16 protein-coding genes and 1 pseudogene are annotated in these 16,431 nt (G+C 67.3%); 2 read left to right on the top strand and 15 right to left on the bottom strand.

Going from position 1 to position 16,431, the window contains the following annotated elements:
* Positions 1 to 25: 25 nt before the first annotated feature.
* Positions 26 to 1,327, bottom strand: coding sequence for an extracellular solute-binding protein (locus ACO229_RS14330; protein WP_423461879.1), 1,302 nt, complete (start codon positions 1,325 to 1,327; stop codon positions 26 to 28).
* 190 nt (positions 1,328 to 1,517) lie between these two features.
* On the opposite strand from ACO229_RS14330, the gene ACO229_RS14325 reads away from it, so the two are divergent.
* Positions 1,518 to 2,549 carry a LacI family DNA-binding transcriptional regulator gene (locus tag ACO229_RS14325; protein ID WP_397429957.1) on the top strand — a complete coding sequence of 344 codons (1,032 nt, stop codon included), beginning with the start codon at positions 1,518 to 1,520 and terminating at the stop codon, positions 2,547 to 2,549.
* Between the two features lie 42 nt (positions 2,550 to 2,591).
* Here ACO229_RS14325 and ACO229_RS14320 read toward each other — a convergent pair whose 3' ends face one another.
* The 11 genes and pseudogenes from ACO229_RS14320 to ACO229_RS14270 form a co-directional block, all read right to left on the bottom strand.
* Positions 2,592 to 2,804, bottom strand: a complete 213-nt coding sequence (locus ACO229_RS14320; protein ID WP_423461878.1) for a hypothetical protein — start codon at positions 2,802 to 2,804, stop codon at positions 2,592 to 2,594.
* 75 nt (positions 2,805 to 2,879) lie between these two features.
* Positions 2,880 to 3,293, bottom strand: a complete 414-nt coding sequence (locus tag ACO229_RS14315; RefSeq protein ID WP_397409849.1) for a hypothetical protein — start codon at positions 3,291 to 3,293, stop codon at positions 2,880 to 2,882.
* A 422-nt stretch (positions 3,294 to 3,715) separates the two neighbouring features.
* Positions 3,716 to 4,216 (bottom strand): nitroreductase family deazaflavin-dependent oxidoreductase, encoded by a 501-nt coding sequence (locus ACO229_RS14310; RefSeq protein ID WP_423461877.1) that lies wholly within the window; start codon positions 4,214 to 4,216, stop codon positions 3,716 to 3,718.
* A gap of 309 nt (positions 4,217 to 4,525) precedes the next feature.
* A pseudogene (locus ACO229_RS14305) lies at positions 4,526 to 4,819 on the bottom strand (transposase); the annotation flags it as partial.
* A gap of 630 nt (positions 4,820 to 5,449) precedes the next feature.
* Positions 5,450 to 5,833, bottom strand: a complete 384-nt coding sequence (locus ACO229_RS14300) for a GTP cyclohydrolase IIa (RefSeq protein ID WP_423461876.1) — start codon at positions 5,831 to 5,833, stop codon at positions 5,450 to 5,452.
* Positions 5,820 to 6,716, bottom strand: a complete 897-nt coding sequence (locus ACO229_RS14295) for a hypothetical protein (protein ID WP_423461875.1) — start codon at positions 6,714 to 6,716, stop codon at positions 5,820 to 5,822. Before ACO229_RS14295 ends, ACO229_RS14300 begins: the two co-directional genes overlap by 14 nt.
* Positions 6,717 to 7,056: 340 nt before the next feature.
* Complete coding sequence (locus ACO229_RS14290) at positions 7,057 to 7,674, bottom strand: GNAT family N-acetyltransferase (RefSeq protein WP_423461874.1); 618 nt, start codon at positions 7,672 to 7,674, stop codon at positions 7,057 to 7,059.
* 4 nt (positions 7,675 to 7,678) lie between these two features.
* Positions 7,679 to 8,281 (bottom strand): lasso peptide biosynthesis B2 protein, encoded by a 603-nt coding sequence (locus ACO229_RS14285; protein ID WP_423461873.1) that lies wholly within the window; start codon positions 8,279 to 8,281, stop codon positions 7,679 to 7,681.
* Complete coding sequence (locus tag ACO229_RS14280; RefSeq protein WP_423461872.1) at positions 8,278 to 10,107, bottom strand: albusnodin/ikarugamycin family macrolactam cyclase; 1,830 nt, start codon at positions 10,105 to 10,107, stop codon at positions 8,278 to 8,280. The genes ACO229_RS14285 and ACO229_RS14280 overlap by 4 nt, the downstream gene beginning before the upstream one ends.
* 88 nt (positions 10,108 to 10,195) lie before the next feature.
* Positions 10,196 to 10,339 (bottom strand): albusnodin family lasso peptide, encoded by a 144-nt coding sequence (locus ACO229_RS14275; protein ID WP_423461871.1) that lies wholly within the window; start codon positions 10,337 to 10,339, stop codon positions 10,196 to 10,198.
* 76 nt (positions 10,340 to 10,415) lie between these two features.
* Positions 10,416 to 11,588, bottom strand: a complete 1,173-nt coding sequence (locus tag ACO229_RS14270; protein ID WP_423461870.1) for an HAD family hydrolase — start codon at positions 11,586 to 11,588, stop codon at positions 10,416 to 10,418.
* A 282-nt stretch (positions 11,589 to 11,870) separates the two neighbouring features.
* Between ACO229_RS14270 and ACO229_RS14265 the strand changes: the two genes are divergently transcribed.
* Positions 11,871 to 12,914, top strand: a complete 1,044-nt coding sequence (locus tag ACO229_RS14265) for a helix-turn-helix domain-containing protein (RefSeq protein ID WP_423461869.1) — start codon at positions 11,871 to 11,873, stop codon at positions 12,912 to 12,914.
* 15 nt (positions 12,915 to 12,929) lie between these two features.
* Here ACO229_RS14265 and ACO229_RS14260 read toward each other — a convergent pair whose 3' ends face one another.
* The 3 genes from ACO229_RS14260 to ACO229_RS14250 all read right to left on the bottom strand — a co-directional run bounded on the left by ACO229_RS14260 (position 12,930) and on the right by ACO229_RS14250 (position 16,180).
* Positions 12,930 to 13,832, bottom strand: a complete 903-nt coding sequence (locus tag ACO229_RS14260) for a 1-aminocyclopropane-1-carboxylate deaminase/D-cysteine desulfhydrase (protein WP_423461868.1) — start codon at positions 13,830 to 13,832, stop codon at positions 12,930 to 12,932.
* A gap of 165 nt (positions 13,833 to 13,997) precedes the next feature.
* On the bottom strand, positions 13,998 to 14,351 hold the full coding sequence (locus ACO229_RS14255; protein ID WP_423461867.1) for a hypothetical protein: 354 nt from the start codon (positions 14,349 to 14,351) through the stop codon (positions 13,998 to 14,000).
* A gap of 410 nt (positions 14,352 to 14,761) precedes the next feature.
* The gene (locus ACO229_RS14250) at positions 14,762 to 16,180 is read right to left on the bottom strand and encodes a hypothetical protein (protein WP_423461866.1); all 1,419 of its coding nucleotides are present in this window, start codon (positions 16,178 to 16,180) and stop codon (positions 14,762 to 14,764) included.
* Positions 16,181 to 16,431 lie beyond the last annotated feature (251 nt).

Here is a 16,431-nt window from a genome sequence, read left to right as displayed (position 1 = left end):
GGGCTCGCGGAGGGGGCCGCCACCGTCACAGCGTCGCGTCCATGGCGTCGGAGAACTGCTGCGGGTCGATCTGCCCGAGGAAGAGCTGGCTCAGGTTGTCCAGCAGCGCCTGCGACTGGGCGGGCGGCAGCGCCTGGTCCCAGGAGAGCTGGAAGTGCGGCGCGTCGCTGACCAGGCCGTAGACGAACGACAGGTAGTCGGCGTCGTCCTGCTCGGCGATCTTGTCCTCGATGCCGACGATCGGCGGCACGGTGCCGATGGCGAGGAGGTCGTCGACCGCGGCGTCGTTCAGCACCTCGGTCTCGATGAACTTCTTCGCCGTCGCCTGCGCCTCCTCCGAGGCGTCGGCGGACACCGACCAGAAGTTCGACGGGTTGCCCACGATGTTGGCCGGGTCGCCGGCGCCGCCGTCGACGAGCGGGAACGACGTGTAGCCGAGCCCGCCGGACTCGACGAGCTCCGGGGCGCCCGCGGCGAAGTCCGGGTAGACCCAGCTGCCCTGCAGGATGAACGCCGCCTTGCCGGTCTGGACCAGGGCGGTGTCGCCGTTCTGGTCGGCGTTGACCGACCCGAACGTGTCGCCGAACGCGCCGGCGTCGACCAGCTCGCGGATCTTGGTCGTGGCCTCGACGATCGCCGGGTCCGACCACGCGCCCTCCTCGCCGTCGAGGACGGCCTGGAAGACGTCCGGGCCGCCGATGCGGTCGGTCAGGTACTGGATCCACATCAGCTCGGGCCACACGCTCTGGCCCGCCAGCGCGATCGGGATCACGTCGTCGTCCTGGAGCGTGCCCACGGCGTCCAGCAGATCGCCGTAGGTGGTCGGGACCTCGACGCCGGCGGCGTCCAGGACCTCCTGGTTGTAGTACAGGACGACCGGCTGGCTGTGCGTGGTGGGGACGGCGTACGACGTGCCGTCGACCTGGCCGTTGGCGGCGACCGAGGGGATGAGCTCCTCCTCCAGCCGCGCCGTGCTGTCGCCCAGGTCGACGACGTTGCCGTTCGCGACGTAGTCCTCCAGGGTGCCGCCGGCCCACGAGTAGATGAGGGTCGGCGCGTTCCCCGCGCCGACGGCGGTGCGGATCTTCTCCTTGTAGGCGTCGTTGGCGAAGTACTCGACGGCGAACTGCTCGTCCGGGTTCGCCTCGTTCCACGCGTCGAACCGGGCGCCGAGCACGTCGCCGCTCTCTCCGGTCAGAGCCCACGCGCTCGCTCCGCCCTGAGGGGCCCCGCCGGGCTGCCTGCCACCTCCGCACGCCGCCAGCACAGCCGCCGCGGTCACGACCGCCACCACGGCACCCGTGCGTCGTCCGATCCTCAGCCTCATTGTCCGAGTCCTCTCCTGCCGACAGCGTCGTCGACCGTTCTGAAATAGTTTCGACTGTTTCAAAAACGTTCTCGACCGTAGGGAGGCTGATCGGACACTGTCAAGACTTCACCCCGTCGAAGGTCGCTCAGCATGGCGAAACTTTTTCCTTCGCGTACCCTAGGGCGTGCCATCGCCCGAGGAGGCCCCCGTGACCGCTGCACGCCCCACGCTGGAACAGGTCGCCCGCGCAGCCGGCGTCTCGAAGGCGACGGCCTCGAAGGTGCTCAACCGCCGGCCGAACATCTCCACCGAGACGCGCCGCCGGGTGCAGCAGGCGATCGACGAGCTCGGCTACGTCCCCACGACCGGACCCCGTGAGCGCGCACCGCTGCAGAAGGTGAACGTCGTCTTCCACACCCTCGTGAACCTCTACGCGATGCACGTGCTGGAGGGGATCCTCGCGGCGGCGCACGACCAGCGGGTCGAGGTGCTCGTCGACCTCACCGACCCGGAGCTCGGGGACGACGACGGTCCGCTCTCCCCGGCCTGGACCCGTCGCCTGGCGGCGCACGGCAGCACGGGCGTGATCCTCGTGACCCTGGAGCTCACCGCCGACCAGCGGGACCTGATGCGCGCGCTCGGGCTCAGCGTCGTGCTGATCGACCCCATCGACCCGCTCGACGACGAGGTGGTCTCGGTGGGGTCCACGAACTTCACCGGCGGCATGCAGGCGACCCGGCACCTGCTGGACCTCGGGCACCGGCGGATCGCGTTCGCCGGGGGTCATCCGGGCTCGATGGCCTCCCGCGAACGGCTGCAGGGCTACCTCAGCGCAATGAGCGCCGTCGGAGCGCCGGTCGATCCCGCGCTGATCCTCGAGCAGGAGTTCAGCGTTGCGGCCGGCCTCGAGATGGCCGCCCAGCTCCTCGCCGAGCCCGAGCCGCCCACGGCGATCTTCGCGGGGTGCGACGCGTCTGCCCTCGGGGTCTTCGAGGCCGCGCGGCGGCGTGGGCTGCGGGTGCCGGAGGACCTGTCCGTCGTCGGGTTCGACGACACCTACATGGCCGTGTCGTCCGCGCCGCCGCTCACGACGGTGCGCCAGCCCATCAAGGACATGGGGCGGGTCGCGCTCCGGACCGTGCTCCAGCAGGTGCGGGGGGAGCGGGTGGACTCGCACCATGTTCAGCTTGCGACGCAGCTTGTGGTGCGGGGGTCGACGGCGGCGGTGGGTGCGGGTTAGTTCTTGTCGTCTGGCGGCCCGTTCGTTTCGGGTTGCGGATCGTCAGGGCTTCGGCCCGGTCTTGCCTTGCCGGCCCGCCGTCAGGTCGTGGGCGACCACGGTGATGGTGCCGCCGGTGAACGCCAGCTCGCGGCACACGCCGTCGGGGTGGGGGAACAGCTCGCCGACGAGCAGACCCGAACGGGCTCGTCGGTCGCGGTCGACGTCGCCACCGCCCCCACCCGGCCCCGCACGCGAGGCATGGCTGGCCGCCATGCGGCAGGTCCTGGCTCCCGTCCGTCAGTCCGTTCGTTCGTCCGTTCGGTCCGCGGGGAGGCGCGGTCGTCCGCCTCAGCAGCGTACGGTCGTCCGGATCTGAAGCTCACCGCTGCCGCTGGACGGTCCGACCCACCGGTACGCTGCATTGGCCGTCACGGTCGAACCGCACCGTACGGGCTCGGCAACTGTCGCCTCGACGTCGTCCACGGTTTCGAGCCCACCGCTTCCAGGCCTCACCGTCACATACCCATTACCCGAAGGGTCGGTGAATTTCATCGAGACCCAGTAGATCTCGACGCTGTAGTTCGCCGACAACGCCTGGTCGTCCGTGACCGTGGCCCGTGCGTAGACCGTGCCGTTCGAGTTCTGCCGGATCGACAGGCAGCGGTCGACCTGCACGCCCTCGCACTTGCCCGCGAGTCGCGTCCATGCCGATGCCGGTGCGGCGGTGAGCAGCGTCGTTGCGGTCGCGAGCGCGACCACCATCGCCGACACACCAAATGCCCTTTTCCGTGTTCTCATCGCTACCCCCTGATACTCGAACGAGCATGCCTTGGCCCCTGAAGAGTAAACAGCAGGTCCCGCCATCGCATACTGGAGCGCGGCGAGCTGCATCGTGGAGGGCCTGGTCCGCGGGTCGCGTACGACTGGTACGAACCGTCCAGCGTGGTACCGATCGGGAGGACCATCATCCCGTCCCAGCTCCGTGGGACTGCCCCAGGAACGGGTGACATTGACCTGCCCTACGGGTTGGTTTCCAGTCTCAGTGGACCACGGGGTGCCCTCACACGGCCCGAGTGCTCGAGTCTGCCGTCGCCCTGGTCGACCGGGACGGCCTCGGGGCTGGGAGCCACGCATCGGTAGCGATCACCACGGCGTGGACGTCCCGGACGACGGCCCTCATGTCCTCACCGGCTGTCGCTCGACGTTACCGGGACGCGCTGCAGCACGAGGAACTCGGTGACGCCGAGGAGGCGCACGAGAAAGGTGTGCCTCGGGAACAGGTGGGGCGTCGCCTCGGTCAGCCCGATGACACGCGCGGCCGATACCTGGTGCGACTGGCCGTCGACCACCAGTTCCGCAGTGCCCGCCGCGCGGAGGTTGCGCAGCCAGTCCGTCTCCTGCCCGTACGACAGGTTGACGAGATAGCCCTCCTCCAGCGGGTACACCCCGATGGGCGTCTCGTAGGGCTTGCCCGAGCTCCGTCCCACGTGCCGGAGCACGCTGAGCTCCGCGCCGGGCCGGCCGGCCCGGCGCAGTGCCCGGGGGTTGTTCAGCCGCCGGTTGAACCCGCGGACGACGACGAGGGCCCGCGGGTGCTTGGTGCGCATGGTGAGCACGAGCGCGAGGGCCACGCTCAGCACCAGTGCGACCAGGCTGACGATCGTCCAGAGGACCCAGCTCCACATATGTTCCCGCTTCCGTGACGTCGTTTCCCGGAGTGCAGCTGAGGGTCGGACTGACCTCCGGCAAGCGTGATCGACTGAATGGGCCTCGGGTATGCCGGAATGGGTCAGCACCCACCCAACGACAGCAGCGCGGGCGCATCAGGCCTTCCATGCCCGCCTGCCGCCGTTTCGCCCCGCACAGCCGACTTGCCGAACTTAAGGCAGACGCCGCCCGGACGGGCAAATCCTTCAGGATCGTAAGAAATCGGATCGTCCCGATGGGCCAGGGCTGTGGCGTTGACCGGCCAGGCAGTCGTGTGGTCAGGCCCCCAACAGGCCTTCGCGGCGCATCTGGGCCAGCACCGCCTCGTGCAGCGCCGGCCACACCCCGGCCTCGGTCCACTCGGCCAGCCTGCGCCAGCGGGTCACCCCCGAGCCGCCCAGCGAGTCCTTCGGGACCTGCCGCCAGCCGACCCCGTGCCGCAGCACGAACACGATCCCGGCCAGCGCTGCCCGGTCATCGGCCCGCCGCCGCCCGTGATACCGGTACGGACGCGGTCTCGGCACAGGCAGCAACGGAGCGACCTGCTCCCACAGCAGGTCAGGCACCAAATCCTCGATCACGAGCCCGGAGCCTGCCCCAAACCCGCAGGTCAGGCATAGCGGACACACCGACCATTCTGAAACGAGGTCTTAGGGCCCATTAGGGCCCACGCAGCACTGCTTCCAGCCCTCGGAACGCACGAAGCCCAAGCCAGAAACACTCTCTGACCTGGGCTTCCGCGCTCTGAGCGGGCGACGGGAATCGAACCCGCGTAATTAGTTTGGAAGCCTTGTCGGATGGCGATCGGATGATGCGGGCCAACCGGCCGAAAATGGCCGCTGACCTGGTCCTATTGTAATGCTGGAGTGGGTTCGTGTGGGGTCGGGACTGGCCCTTATTGGCCCTAACTAGGGCCAGATTGGCGGAAGTTAGGGCCAATAAGGGCCCGTCCAGCCGGTCGCATCACGAACGGCAGGCCACCTTGAGGAGTCGGATGTGAGCCCGAGCGAACTACATCGGCGAACGTCTGTCGTGGCCAGCGGGAGTCTGGACGCAATGATCGGGTGACTGGCAGCGAGACAGCGTGGCCTCACGTCGGATGGCGACATCGGCTGCCGGATCGAAGGCGAACGGCAGGCCTGTGGAAGGGCGTCGTAAGGACGCTTGATGGACCACTTGCGTGCCCGAAGCGCGGTCGGGCGTTCTGTACCTCAAATTAGGTGCGGATCGATATGGATTCTTGCCTTGCCAGATGTTTTCGCAATTCGGAGAGCAGTTTGCGCCTGGGAAAGAGTTCGGCCCAATCCTCCCGAGAAATCGACGTCATGTCGCGCGCGCATCTTGTCGAGCACCTCAAGAACACTGGGGATGTCTGAGGTGGAGCACTCGGCCAGGACGGAGTCGCCGCCGATCGCGAGGACTGATATCCCAGTGTTAGTTAACTCAGTTCCCATGCGCTCGAAGAACGAAGTCAGTTCGTTTGACCGTCGAACATATTCCGCCGGGTCGTCGAGCCAGATGGCATGCTCCAGCCGCGCTCCGATGTTGTCTCCGTCGACAAGGATGAATACTTGCTGTAGATCATCGTGGGACATAAGGTACCAGTTCTACCGAGTTGGGCAAGAGCGCACCGAGGGCAAATACAATGGCCACCGGCCCATGGACAAAGAGCCGGCCTTGTGCACGGCTGGCGTCGTCTCGAGACTTGACAAACTTCTCCCATTCGTTCACCACGGCGGCGACTATGGCTTGATGAGAAACGGCGGGTTCTGTGTTCAATGATGCTTCGATCAGGATCTCGCCGCCACAGCGATCGCGGTCCTCGACTACGTAGCCCGTCGAGGGGTCTCCGCCGTTGGCGGCACGTCTGGCCTTGGCGATAGAAGCTGGATCACCGAAGAGGTTCACCACGATCGCACATCGGTTCTGAAGTTCTAGCCTGGGCTTCCCTATGGGCTGGTATCCCGTCACTCTGACCCCTTGGGGCGCTGGGGAGGTCGCGGGCTGGAGTACCCAGCGGTGATGAGTCAACTCGATTACGTCGTCCTCGAGCGTCGTAGAGCCGTGGTCGAACTGGTGGATTCGAATGCGGCCCAGGCCGCCGAAGGGCATCGCGTTATCGTCTCCCCGGCCAAGCGTGACCCGCGCTAATTGATACGCACTAGGGAAATCGCACCTTAGGTAGAAATCGATAGAACCGACTTGCCAAGCAGATTCCTCGGAGAGTCGCTCTTGCATGACTCGCTGCGCGAGTGTTATGCGCGCGTCGCGATCGGCCGTAGGTGCGAGGTAGTTGCCGTTGACATAGAACAGTTTGAGATGCTTGTCCCTATGTCGGTCGACGAACCCCTGCATCCTCAGGTTCTGTGCGAGATCGTCCGGTGTCGTGCTAAGGAAGATGACGACGCCAAAACGAGTGCGAACATTTAATGCAGTCCAGGCTATCGTGAGAACGAGGAGTCCCAGAATTGCGATCACGGCGAGGGTGATATTTCCGCCTGGAAAGAGTTTGAGTAGTTCTGGCAGTGTGCCTGCAACCAGTGCAGAGCCACATGCCCCGGCGATAACGAGCCAGACTCCGGGTTCGCGACTCAGCCAAGTTGTGACTCCTCGCAGCCAGCTGCTTATCAGATCGGCGGGTCTCCGTGGCATGCGCACACGCTAGCGCGGGACGGCCGCGCCGTCGCAGGTCATGGCGATGCGGCGATTAGGGGCCGTCCCAGGTATCGCAGTGGTTTTGGGGAGTGTTTGCTCGGTGGCGCGGCCAGCCGACTACCAGTTCGCACCGCATGGCGCTCGTGTCTGTCGGACGAACCCGTCAACCTTGGGGCGGCCGCGCGCCGAGGACTGCGGCTTCGACCAGTCGTGGTCCGGCGTACTCCTCCGGGATGGCGTCCATGATGACTTCGTCGGCGGGCTGGCCGAGCCAGGAGCCGGTGCGCCGTCGGGTGCCGACCGTCCGAAACCCAGCCTTCTCGTACGCGCGGATGGCGGCGGTGTTGTTCGCGAGGACTTCGAGGTAGACGCTGCGCAGCGCGGTGACGTGGAAGGCCCAGTCCAGAACCATCGTGGTAGCGATAGTGCCGGTGCCGTGCCCGCGGTGGTCGGGTTCGCCGATGTAGATGAAGAACTCGGCGGTGCGGTAGCGGTCGTCGATGAGCAGGGATGTCATCCCGACTGGTGCCCAGGTGTTGTCGTGATGGCGGTAGATGGTGAAGCGGGTCTGGTCGGCGCTGCCTTCGAGCTGGGCTTCGAGGCCGGCGGTGCGTTCGGTGAGGGATTCGGGGGTCTGGCGGGCGTAGCCGGCCATGACGGGGAGGGAGTTCTCCCAGCGCCAGTAGGTCTCGGCGAGGTCGGCGCGGAGTGGGCCGATGCCGACGCCGTCGTGGGTCAGCCACAGGTCGGGGATGGCGGTGTCGTTGATGGCGATCTCCACGTGTTCAGGGGATAATGCGTAGGACGGTGTAGCGGCTCGTGGTGGAGGGTTCCGCCACGGGGGAGCCGTCAATCTGGATCCAAGCGTGGAACTGCACCGGGTCGGGCGCAACGCCGTGGCACCACGTCACCGCTCTTCGCCGTGCTGCCAGGACCAGCACGGCGGCGATGGACTCCTCAAGACACGCGACCCGGAACGGTACCCAGTTCGAAGCCCAGCGAACGGCGGACACCACCTGCTCGGCCTCGCTGACCGTCGATGGCGTGGTGGTGAAGCCGGTAGCACCGGTCGCCAAGCGCGTCAGCCGCGCCATCGACCGGTTTCTTGAGCCGATCGATCGGACCGCGAGCGTGGCGGCGAGCGCTGCTACCGCAGTGAGACCGTGGCGGACAGTGGGTCGAGAGGTGTGGCCCGGTTCGAGGTCGGCTTCCTCGATCCCGAACGACAGACCCCAGCGGGTTCCATGGATGGCCCCAGGCGTCTGTGTCCACGCTTCGGCTGCGGCACCGGTCGCAGCGGTGACGCGGCCGGTCGCGTAGTCGAGTCGGATGGACACGCCGTCGAACACACAGACCCGGACGTCTGTGGTGGTGGGTGAGGACCTCATGTCGTCAGCCTCTCCAATCTGGCGTGGTCGTCGACCTTCTCCCAGACAGGGAGCGGGGTGGATCGGTGGGTTCGTAGCCAGGTCTCGCAGACGATCGCGGCGTCCAGGAGCCAGAGCCCGTTGCTGACTCCCGCGGCGGCACGCTGCATGGCGTTGACCAAGCGCGCGGGGTCGATCAGACCGCGCTCAGCGAGATGGCCGTCGGCGATGCTGGCGAGCTCGTTCAGATGGGTGCGCAGCCCGAGGTGGTAGTCGGGCGTGTAGACGCCTTTGGTGGTTCGTGCCAGCAGTGAGGTCGGCAGGATTCCGCTCATCTCCGCTCGGAGTACCGGCTTGTACGCGGCCGGGCTCGGCATCTGTCCTACGACGGCGGACAGGTAGCCATGGATGACACGGGAATCCGCGAACGGGTTGTGCAAGCGGACGCCAGACCCTGCAGCGAGCTGGGTTTCGGCGTGAGCGGTCCGTCCGACCTCGGCCATCTGCTCGACGACGTCCCACACCGCACGCTGGCCCTTCGGCGCGGACGAGGCCGACTCGGCCGCCCGGTCGGCTTGCACGGCAGCCTGCTGTCGGCCTGCGTCGGTGACCCAACCCCGTTCGTCAGGTAGCGGCAGCCATTGAGCGGCGGAGCTGCGGAGTCTGCTCGTTGTCCCTTGTCCGCGCGCGAGACGCGCCCAGGTGGCCAGAGCGTGCGTGGGATCGCTGCTCAAAAGGCCCACTGCGTCACGCAGTATTCGACGTGGTGAGCAGCGGCGAGCACGGGCGAGGCGAAGTACCTCGGCGGACGCCTCCCTGTACCTGTGGGCTGCGATGAGGTCCGCGATCCACGCGTCCGGCGCGCACAGCAACGAGTCCCCGCCGTCACCCGTCAGGTGTGCGTCGGTGCCCACTCGATCAGCCATGGCGGTCAGTTGGTAGGCGAAGCGCGCGTAGGCACGCGTCGACGGTGCTGGTTCGTCGGTAGCCGGTATCGCGTCCAAGCCGCCGTAGGGGAGATGCGTGGCCTTGAGCGGCAGGAGATGGTGTGCGACGCCGGGCCGTTGGGCTGCGTCGAGGGCGTAGCGCAGGTCGCCCGCTGGGTGGTCGTACGGTGCGTGGACGGTGAACGCAGCCACGGACCGATCCGGGCTGAGCCGGTGCGCAGCAAGGAGCGTGAGCGTGCTGGAGTCGAGACCGCCCGACAGGTCCGAGGATGGTGATGTGGCGTCATCCACCCGGACCCTGACCGCCGCATCGAGTTCTGCCCGCAACGACTCCGGAGCATCTTGCGGTGTTGTACTCGGCCACCACACGCGAGCCGCCGCAGTACTGGTCTGCGTGATCCGCATCCGATGACCGGGCGGTACCAGATCGATCCCCTCGAAGTAGGTGGTGTTGCCGGCCAGAAGCGGGCTGCTCGGCGCGAGCAGCTCCACGGCGAGACGTTCGGTGTTCACGGCGGCGCCGGTCAGCCCGGCTAGGCCACGTGCCGTGGTTGCCCAGTACACGGTGCCGTCGAGCGGCGTGGTGTAGACCGGGACGGAGGACGCCAGGTCCGTCCAGATGGTGGTGGCAGTGTCAGTCTGCTCGACGACGGCGTACGCGCCCGGCCACCGCAGGACGATGTCGTTAGGGACACCCGATGAAGCGAGCCGGTTCAGCTCGTCGTTGCTGGCTCCGCACGTCCCGATGACCACGAGACGCCGCGCCGGTGCGTTCGCGGTGCGGACCCACGCTCTGGGTGGGTTACCGACCTGCCAGAGGTTCAGCGCGCCGTCGACGGGCACACCACCCGCCGGACGGCGAATACCTTCGGTGCCGCACGATCCCGCGAGCCAATACATCTGCGTCCCCCTCTGCTCTCTCTGGCCATGCTTGCCGGTAACGAGCCGGTGGTGGCCCGACGGAGTCGCCGGGTCACCACCGCTGGGATCAGCGGTAGGTGTACCGCTTGTCCTCGGTGCCCTTCTTCTTCTTGCTGCCCTCGGTGAGCGTGACGACGTCACCGAGGTCGATCACTTCCTGTGCCGTAGGCTCGGCCGCCATCGCCGCCGTGGTGTTCGCGTTGCTCTCCATCGCTATCTCTCCTCTCATCGAGCCCGGGTAGATCCCGGACAACCGTGGGGCCGCAGGCCAAGGCGGCGCGGCCGGTTCACTCGGCAGACCGACCGGTGGCGATACGCGCCGGGTCAGGGATGCTGGAGGCGGCTGTGGAGTCCGGTGCATCGAGCCGTGGGTAGAGGGGCAGCTCGAATCCGGCCCGGCCTCGGTGGTCGCGCACGCTGCGCCAGTGCGCCCGACGTCGGCCGATGTCGCTGCGTGGGTAGGCGAGACCTGCTTCGCGAGCGGCGAGTTCGGTCGCGCGCATCGTCGCCCCCGTGCCGGAGGGGATCGGGCTGTGCCGCCCCCAGTAGCCGTCACGAAGGGCCCAGGTGTCGCAGCGGGCAATCTCTGAGTGGTGCTCGTGCCAGACCCGCAGGACCAGGGGACCGGGCGTCGTGCGAGCAGCCATGGCGAGTTGTCCGGCGAGCGGTGAGAGCGCGTCTGTCTGGATGTCGTCGGGAAGCAGGGAATTTAGAACCGCGATGGCTCCGTGCTGGTCGATGGTGCCGGTGACCTCGTCCGCCGCCTGTCGCACCTCTTCGGAGGCGTGCCCCATCGCGACACCACGGCGCGCCCAGGCGAGCATGTCGAGGTCGTTGTGCCCGTCGCCGACCGCAACCGTTGCTTCGGACCCGATGCCGAGCTGTGTGCGGAGGTGTTCCAGGGCGGGGGCCTTTCCGGTGCCCGGCGCGGTCAGGTCCAACCAGTCCTGTCCGCCCGGAATCACCGTCACACCTGTAGCGGCCAGGGCCTCGACGTGCTGGCGAATGCCGGGCGCGTGCAGCGCGATCCGTGTCGCCGGCATCACGCACAGGTCCACGACGGGAACGAGTTTCTGCTCGCCGTTCAGCAGCCCGGGCTCGAACGGCTCGGACACGTGCCAGCCCCAGCCGACGTCCTCGACCCCGATCCGGACGCCGGGCGCAAGGCCGAGGGCGCGGTGGATGACGGGTGCAGGGTCGAACCGCCGAGCATGCTGGATCACATAGCCGGAGGCGACCGCCGAGTCCAGGCGCACCGTGAGAGCACCGTTCGAGCACACCGCGAAGCCGTCGATCAAGCCCAGCTGCGTGGCGACGGACCGCAGCCCCACCAGAGACCGGCCCGTCGCCAGCACCACCTCATGCCCCGCCGCACGGACCAGGTCCAGCGCCGCGACCGTCCCGGTCGGCACCCTCCCGTCATGGCCAACGAGGGTTCCGTCGATATCCAGTGCGACCATGTGCCGGGACACGACGGCAGCGGCCTCGTGTGGTGCTACTGGCCTTGTGCGTGGGGGGCTTGCTGGGGTGTGGGCCATCGGAAGTGCTCCCTTGGCGGGCTGCGGAATCGACGCGGGACTGGCGATATCCAGTGCCTTTACGAAACCGCAGGTCAGAGCCTCAAGACACCCCGTAGCCCGGTGAACATGCCTTACCAACTCTCCCCGTTCAACCAGGATGTCTTGCGGTGGGCCGCCGGAGCGTGTTCGGTGGGAGCCACACCTAACGAAAGGGCCCCGCGCATGAGGGTGAGGAGCGTCCGACAGGAGCAGCGAGATCTCGCCACGGCCCTGCGCGCTGAGCACAAGACCTGGGTCCAGGTCGCGACCGTGTTCGGCGAGCGGTATCACGTCAACCTCCGCGCCGGACTGCGGATGGCACGCGACTGGAGCCAGCGGGACGCCGCCGACCGCTGGAACCAGCGCTGGCCCGACGACCCCAAGACGGACAAGAACTTCTCGTACTGGGAACTGTGGCCCAGCCGCACAGGTCACGCACCGTCGCTGGATGTACTGGCACGCCTCGCAGAGCTGTACGAGTGCAGCGTGGCCGACCTGCTCGCTGACGGTGCGGACTTCCGATCACGGGACCAAGCCTTCGGCGATCCGGCGGGGTTGGATGCCTCCCAGGTGGCCGCGCTGTCGAGCGGCGGTGATGCCGGCGACGAGGCCGCTGAAGAATTGGCAGTGCTGCTGGAGCACGCAGACATGGGGGAGATCGCGCGCCTGGCGACCGAGTGGTCACGCCGGCTGGGCGGTCCGGAAGAACGCCGCGCGCTCCTGCTCAAGCTCAGTGCCGGGCTTTCCCTCGCCGTGGCCTCACCCGAGCTGACCGGGCAGGCACCGTCCGAGGCGGCCATAAGCCCGCACCCGCTGCCATCGGCCGACTTCGAAGGCATCTGGCACAGCCGGTACGTGTATCGCAGCGCCAGGGCAGAGACGGATCTGGTCGACGAGCACTACCTTGTGGCACGGCAGAGCGCGAACAAGCTCATCGCGCAGAGCCTGCCGCACTCGACCGGATCCCGCGTCCGGATCGAGCTCGCCTTGGACCCGCCCGTCGCCACGGGAAGCTGGACCGAGACGACTGCGCCCGACGGGTATTACCGGGGTGCGACCTACCACGGGGCTTTGCAGCTCGTGATCGAGCCGAGCCGCCGGCGCATGAGTGGGCGCTGGCTCGGTTTCGGACGCAACTTCACGGTGAACACCGGCGAATGGACGCTCACCTGGGAGGAAGGTTCCACTGCCAAGTCGGTTCAGCGTCGCTATCACGAGCGGGTCTGACCATCGCTTGCCAGGTTAGCCGTCGGTACTGAAGTCCGGTCCAGTGATGACCGCGACGACCGTCGTGCCCGACCGGAACCGGCGCTTCTTGATGAGGTCGAAGAGCCCGTACATCATCTTGGCCACGTATACCCACTCCAGCCGAAGGCCGTGCCTGCTCTCGAAATCGTCGATGAACCCGCGCAGGGTGTCATTCGTCTTCGCGAACCCGCCGAAGTGGTAGTCGGTCTCGATCGACCAGTTTTCCGCCACGCGACCGTATGCGTAGCGTTGGAGGGAAGCGACGTCGTCACGGAGGAAATCGCCACCCCTTAGCACTGAGAACCCGATGGCGGTGCGTGAAGGCGGGAGAGTTGCGCTTATGCCAGCCAGTGTTCCGCCTGTGCCGCTGGCGCAGCAGATGACATCGAAATCCTGGTCGATCTCTTCGACCAACTCGGCACAACCGCGGAGCGCGAGAGCGTTGCTGCCGCCCTCGGGGATCAGATAAAAGTCCCCGAACTGCTGGCGCAGGTGGTCGATTACCGTCGGGTTGGTCTTGGCCCGGTAGGTGGTTCGATCCAGGTAGGTCAATCGCATGCCGCGCTCGACGGCGAAGCGCAGCGACGGGTTCAGGGGGAGGTGCTCCTCCCCGCGGATCACGCCGATCGTGTCGAACCCGAAGATCTTGCCCGCCGCCGCCACGGCGCGGATGTGGTTGGAGTACGCGCCACCGAACGTGAGCAGGCGGTGGGCTCCCTCGTCCCGCGCGGCTGCCAGGTTGTACTTCAGCTTGCGCCACTTGTTTCCTGGCAACTCAGGGTGGATCAGGTCGTCTCGCTTGAGCAGCACCCGCACACCCGCAGCGGACAGGCGATCATCGTCTATCTCCGTCAACGGAGAGGGCAGGTGCAGGCCGGGAGCTTGTACAGCGCTCATGCCGACGACCTCCGTGACACCGATCCGGGCGAGTGCAGTCACAGTAGACGACGGCGGGAGGCGGGCCGCACAGGCAACGCAGGCCCAGGCACGAGCGCGCCGCCCGCGGGCCGTCGCACGCCGAGGTCTGCCAGGGACTGGCTGCGTTGCGCACACCGCGTCGCATCAGGACGAGAAGCCGTCATCACCGCCCGGGCTCGGCAGCGGCGTCAGGATCCAGCGCCGGAGCAGCCTTTCGTAGCCGTCGAGGGTGGAGGGCTTGAGGTCGCGCGTGGCGAGCCAGCGCTGCGCGTACTCCCGCAGCGGCACGTCGCCCGTCTCGGGCTCGCGGTAGGTGCCCTGATAGACGTCGCTGAGCACGCGCGCCAGGGCGGCGTTCGCCGCCTTCTCGGACTCGAACGTGCCGATCGGGCGCCGCACACCGTCGGGTCCGGTGTACCTGGCCTCCCAGCGGCCGGGCGTGCGCTGGCGGACGTTGCCGTAGGAGCATCGACTGTTGCGACGGTTGCGTGGGGACATGCTTCGAGGTGCGCGCCAGGCTCCACGGGCGCGCCCCTGAGGATCGGGTGAAGCGGACATCTTGGCTCCAGGTCCTGACCCCGTCGCGAGCGACCTAGGGTCAATAAGGGCCACTCGGCGCCGCTTCCAGCCCTCCAGAATGCACGAAGCCCAGGCCAGAAACACTCTCTGACCTGGGCTTCCGCACTCTGAGCGGGCGACGGGAATCGAACCCGCGTAATTAGTTTGGAAGCCAAGCTGCATGGAGTTCGGTTGATGTGGGCCAACCGGTCGAAAATGACCGCTGACCTGGTCCTATTGTAATGCCGTAACGGGTGCGCGTGGGGTTATCTGTGGTCCAGATTGGCCTCAAGTGGGGCCAGGTTGGGGTGAGTTAGGGCCCATAAGGGCCCAGCCTGAGGGCCTGCCCGCTACCACGACTGGTGCCGCGGACCATACGGGGAGAGACCTTCCATGAACGGGGCCAGGGCGTCAGGCGTCGGCTTCACTTCTTCCGGCATGGCGATGGCCCCCTGCAACGGGTCGGACGAATCGTGGTGCCGTCTGGCCCACGAGACCCACTCCTCGGCCGCGGCGCGTTCATCGCCCGCCAGCTCTTTCGTGCGCTGCTCCAGTGCGGCGATGTAGTCGCCTTCCAGGCGATGGTGGTGCCATCGGTCGACCTGTGTCGCCAGGGTCTCGGCTCGGTGGTGCTCCTGGAGCCGTACGGCGGCCCGAGCCCGGACGCGTTCCCAGTGCGCTTCTCGTGCCTGTCTCTCGCGTTCGAGACGTCGTTCATGCTCGTCGGCGGCGTCGGCGCGCAGCCCGATCTCCTGGAGCAGGACCGCCAGCTTGGTCTCCACCTGCTGCGTCTTGGTGTCTTGAAAGGTGCCTTGTCGGACGGCGCCGCCGCCTGACAGTTCCAGATGCAGACGTCCGGTCGGTGTGAAGTCGTACCTTGGGGCGTACGACCACGAGTACCGCTCCTTGTCGCGCTGCTCCTTCGCGGTGAGGACATGGTCTGAACGGGTGGAGCGCTCCTTGACGATGATATCGACGCCGTGCCCACGCGCCGCGACCTGGATAGTGCCGGTACGTTGCGCGCGGGTTACCGTCCAGCCGCGCCGTAGAGCCTCTTTGGCGACGGCGTCCAGGATCAGAAGTGCGCGCTGCCGTGCGTCCTTCGAGAACTGAAGCTCATTCTTGTCGGCGCGGAGTTCGGCGACGATCGGGTGCGGGCTCCTGAGCAGCTGGCCGACAGGAACACTGGGCAGCGCTTCGTCCATCCAGGCTGGTCGGTCGACGAGGGAGATCTCCTTCTTCGACCAGTTCCCGCCGTAGCCGATCACGAGCCGTTTGCCGGTCGGCACCAAATTCGACGGCCGCGCGAGAGCCGCAAGCCGTTGATACGCGCCGTCCTCGTCGTCGACGATGAGCGACCCTCCCGCTGCAACCACATCTGCCACGAGCTGTGCGGCAGGATCGACAGCGCTCGTCTGCGGGGGAGTGCTGTCTTGAGCATTCGCAGGGCTTGGGGACGCGTGCTCGACACTGCGCTCCGACTCCGGGGGGACATGCCGTCGAGCGTTGGGTGCGTTGCGCTTCTGGGCCGCGCCCCGTGCCGGCCAGTGCCCGTCCGGGAAGCGACCGTGCTTCAGGTAGTAGCGCCCTGCATCAGTCGGCGAGGCGGACCAGGTGCCGCCCTTGCGGGAGACATTCGCGAGCCGACGTCCCTGCAGTGCAAGAGCAACTGTCTTGTAGGTGTGCCCGTCCATCACACCGGGAGGGCATCCGTCGGCGATCCACTGCAGGACCTCGACCTGGCGGGTGTTTACGTCGCGTAGTCCCACGCGTCGAGCGTAGTTCCCCAGACCGGTTCCACTGGTCAACCGTGGAGCGGCGTTGCGCTCACCTCAGTTCGGTGCAGTGCCGCATCGCATGACGCTTACGCCTCGCAGAGGGGCCCGAGGCCGCGTCTCTCTTGGCATCAGGCAGCAGGGCACGCGATGAACAGCGACGGCGACGCACAGTCGCGTGACAACGCACGTGCGAGCGGCGACGCGGCGCGGCGCACGCGGCTGCGTGGCTGGTGCAGGCGGGC

The organism is Promicromonospora sp. MS192 (assembly GCF_049532985.1).
In the GTDB taxonomy this organism is placed as follows: Bacteria; Actinomycetota; Actinomycetes; order Actinomycetales; family Cellulomonadaceae; genus Promicromonospora.
Note: the sequence above shows the minus strand (reverse complement) of the source record. Positions and strands in the feature narration are given on the sequence as shown.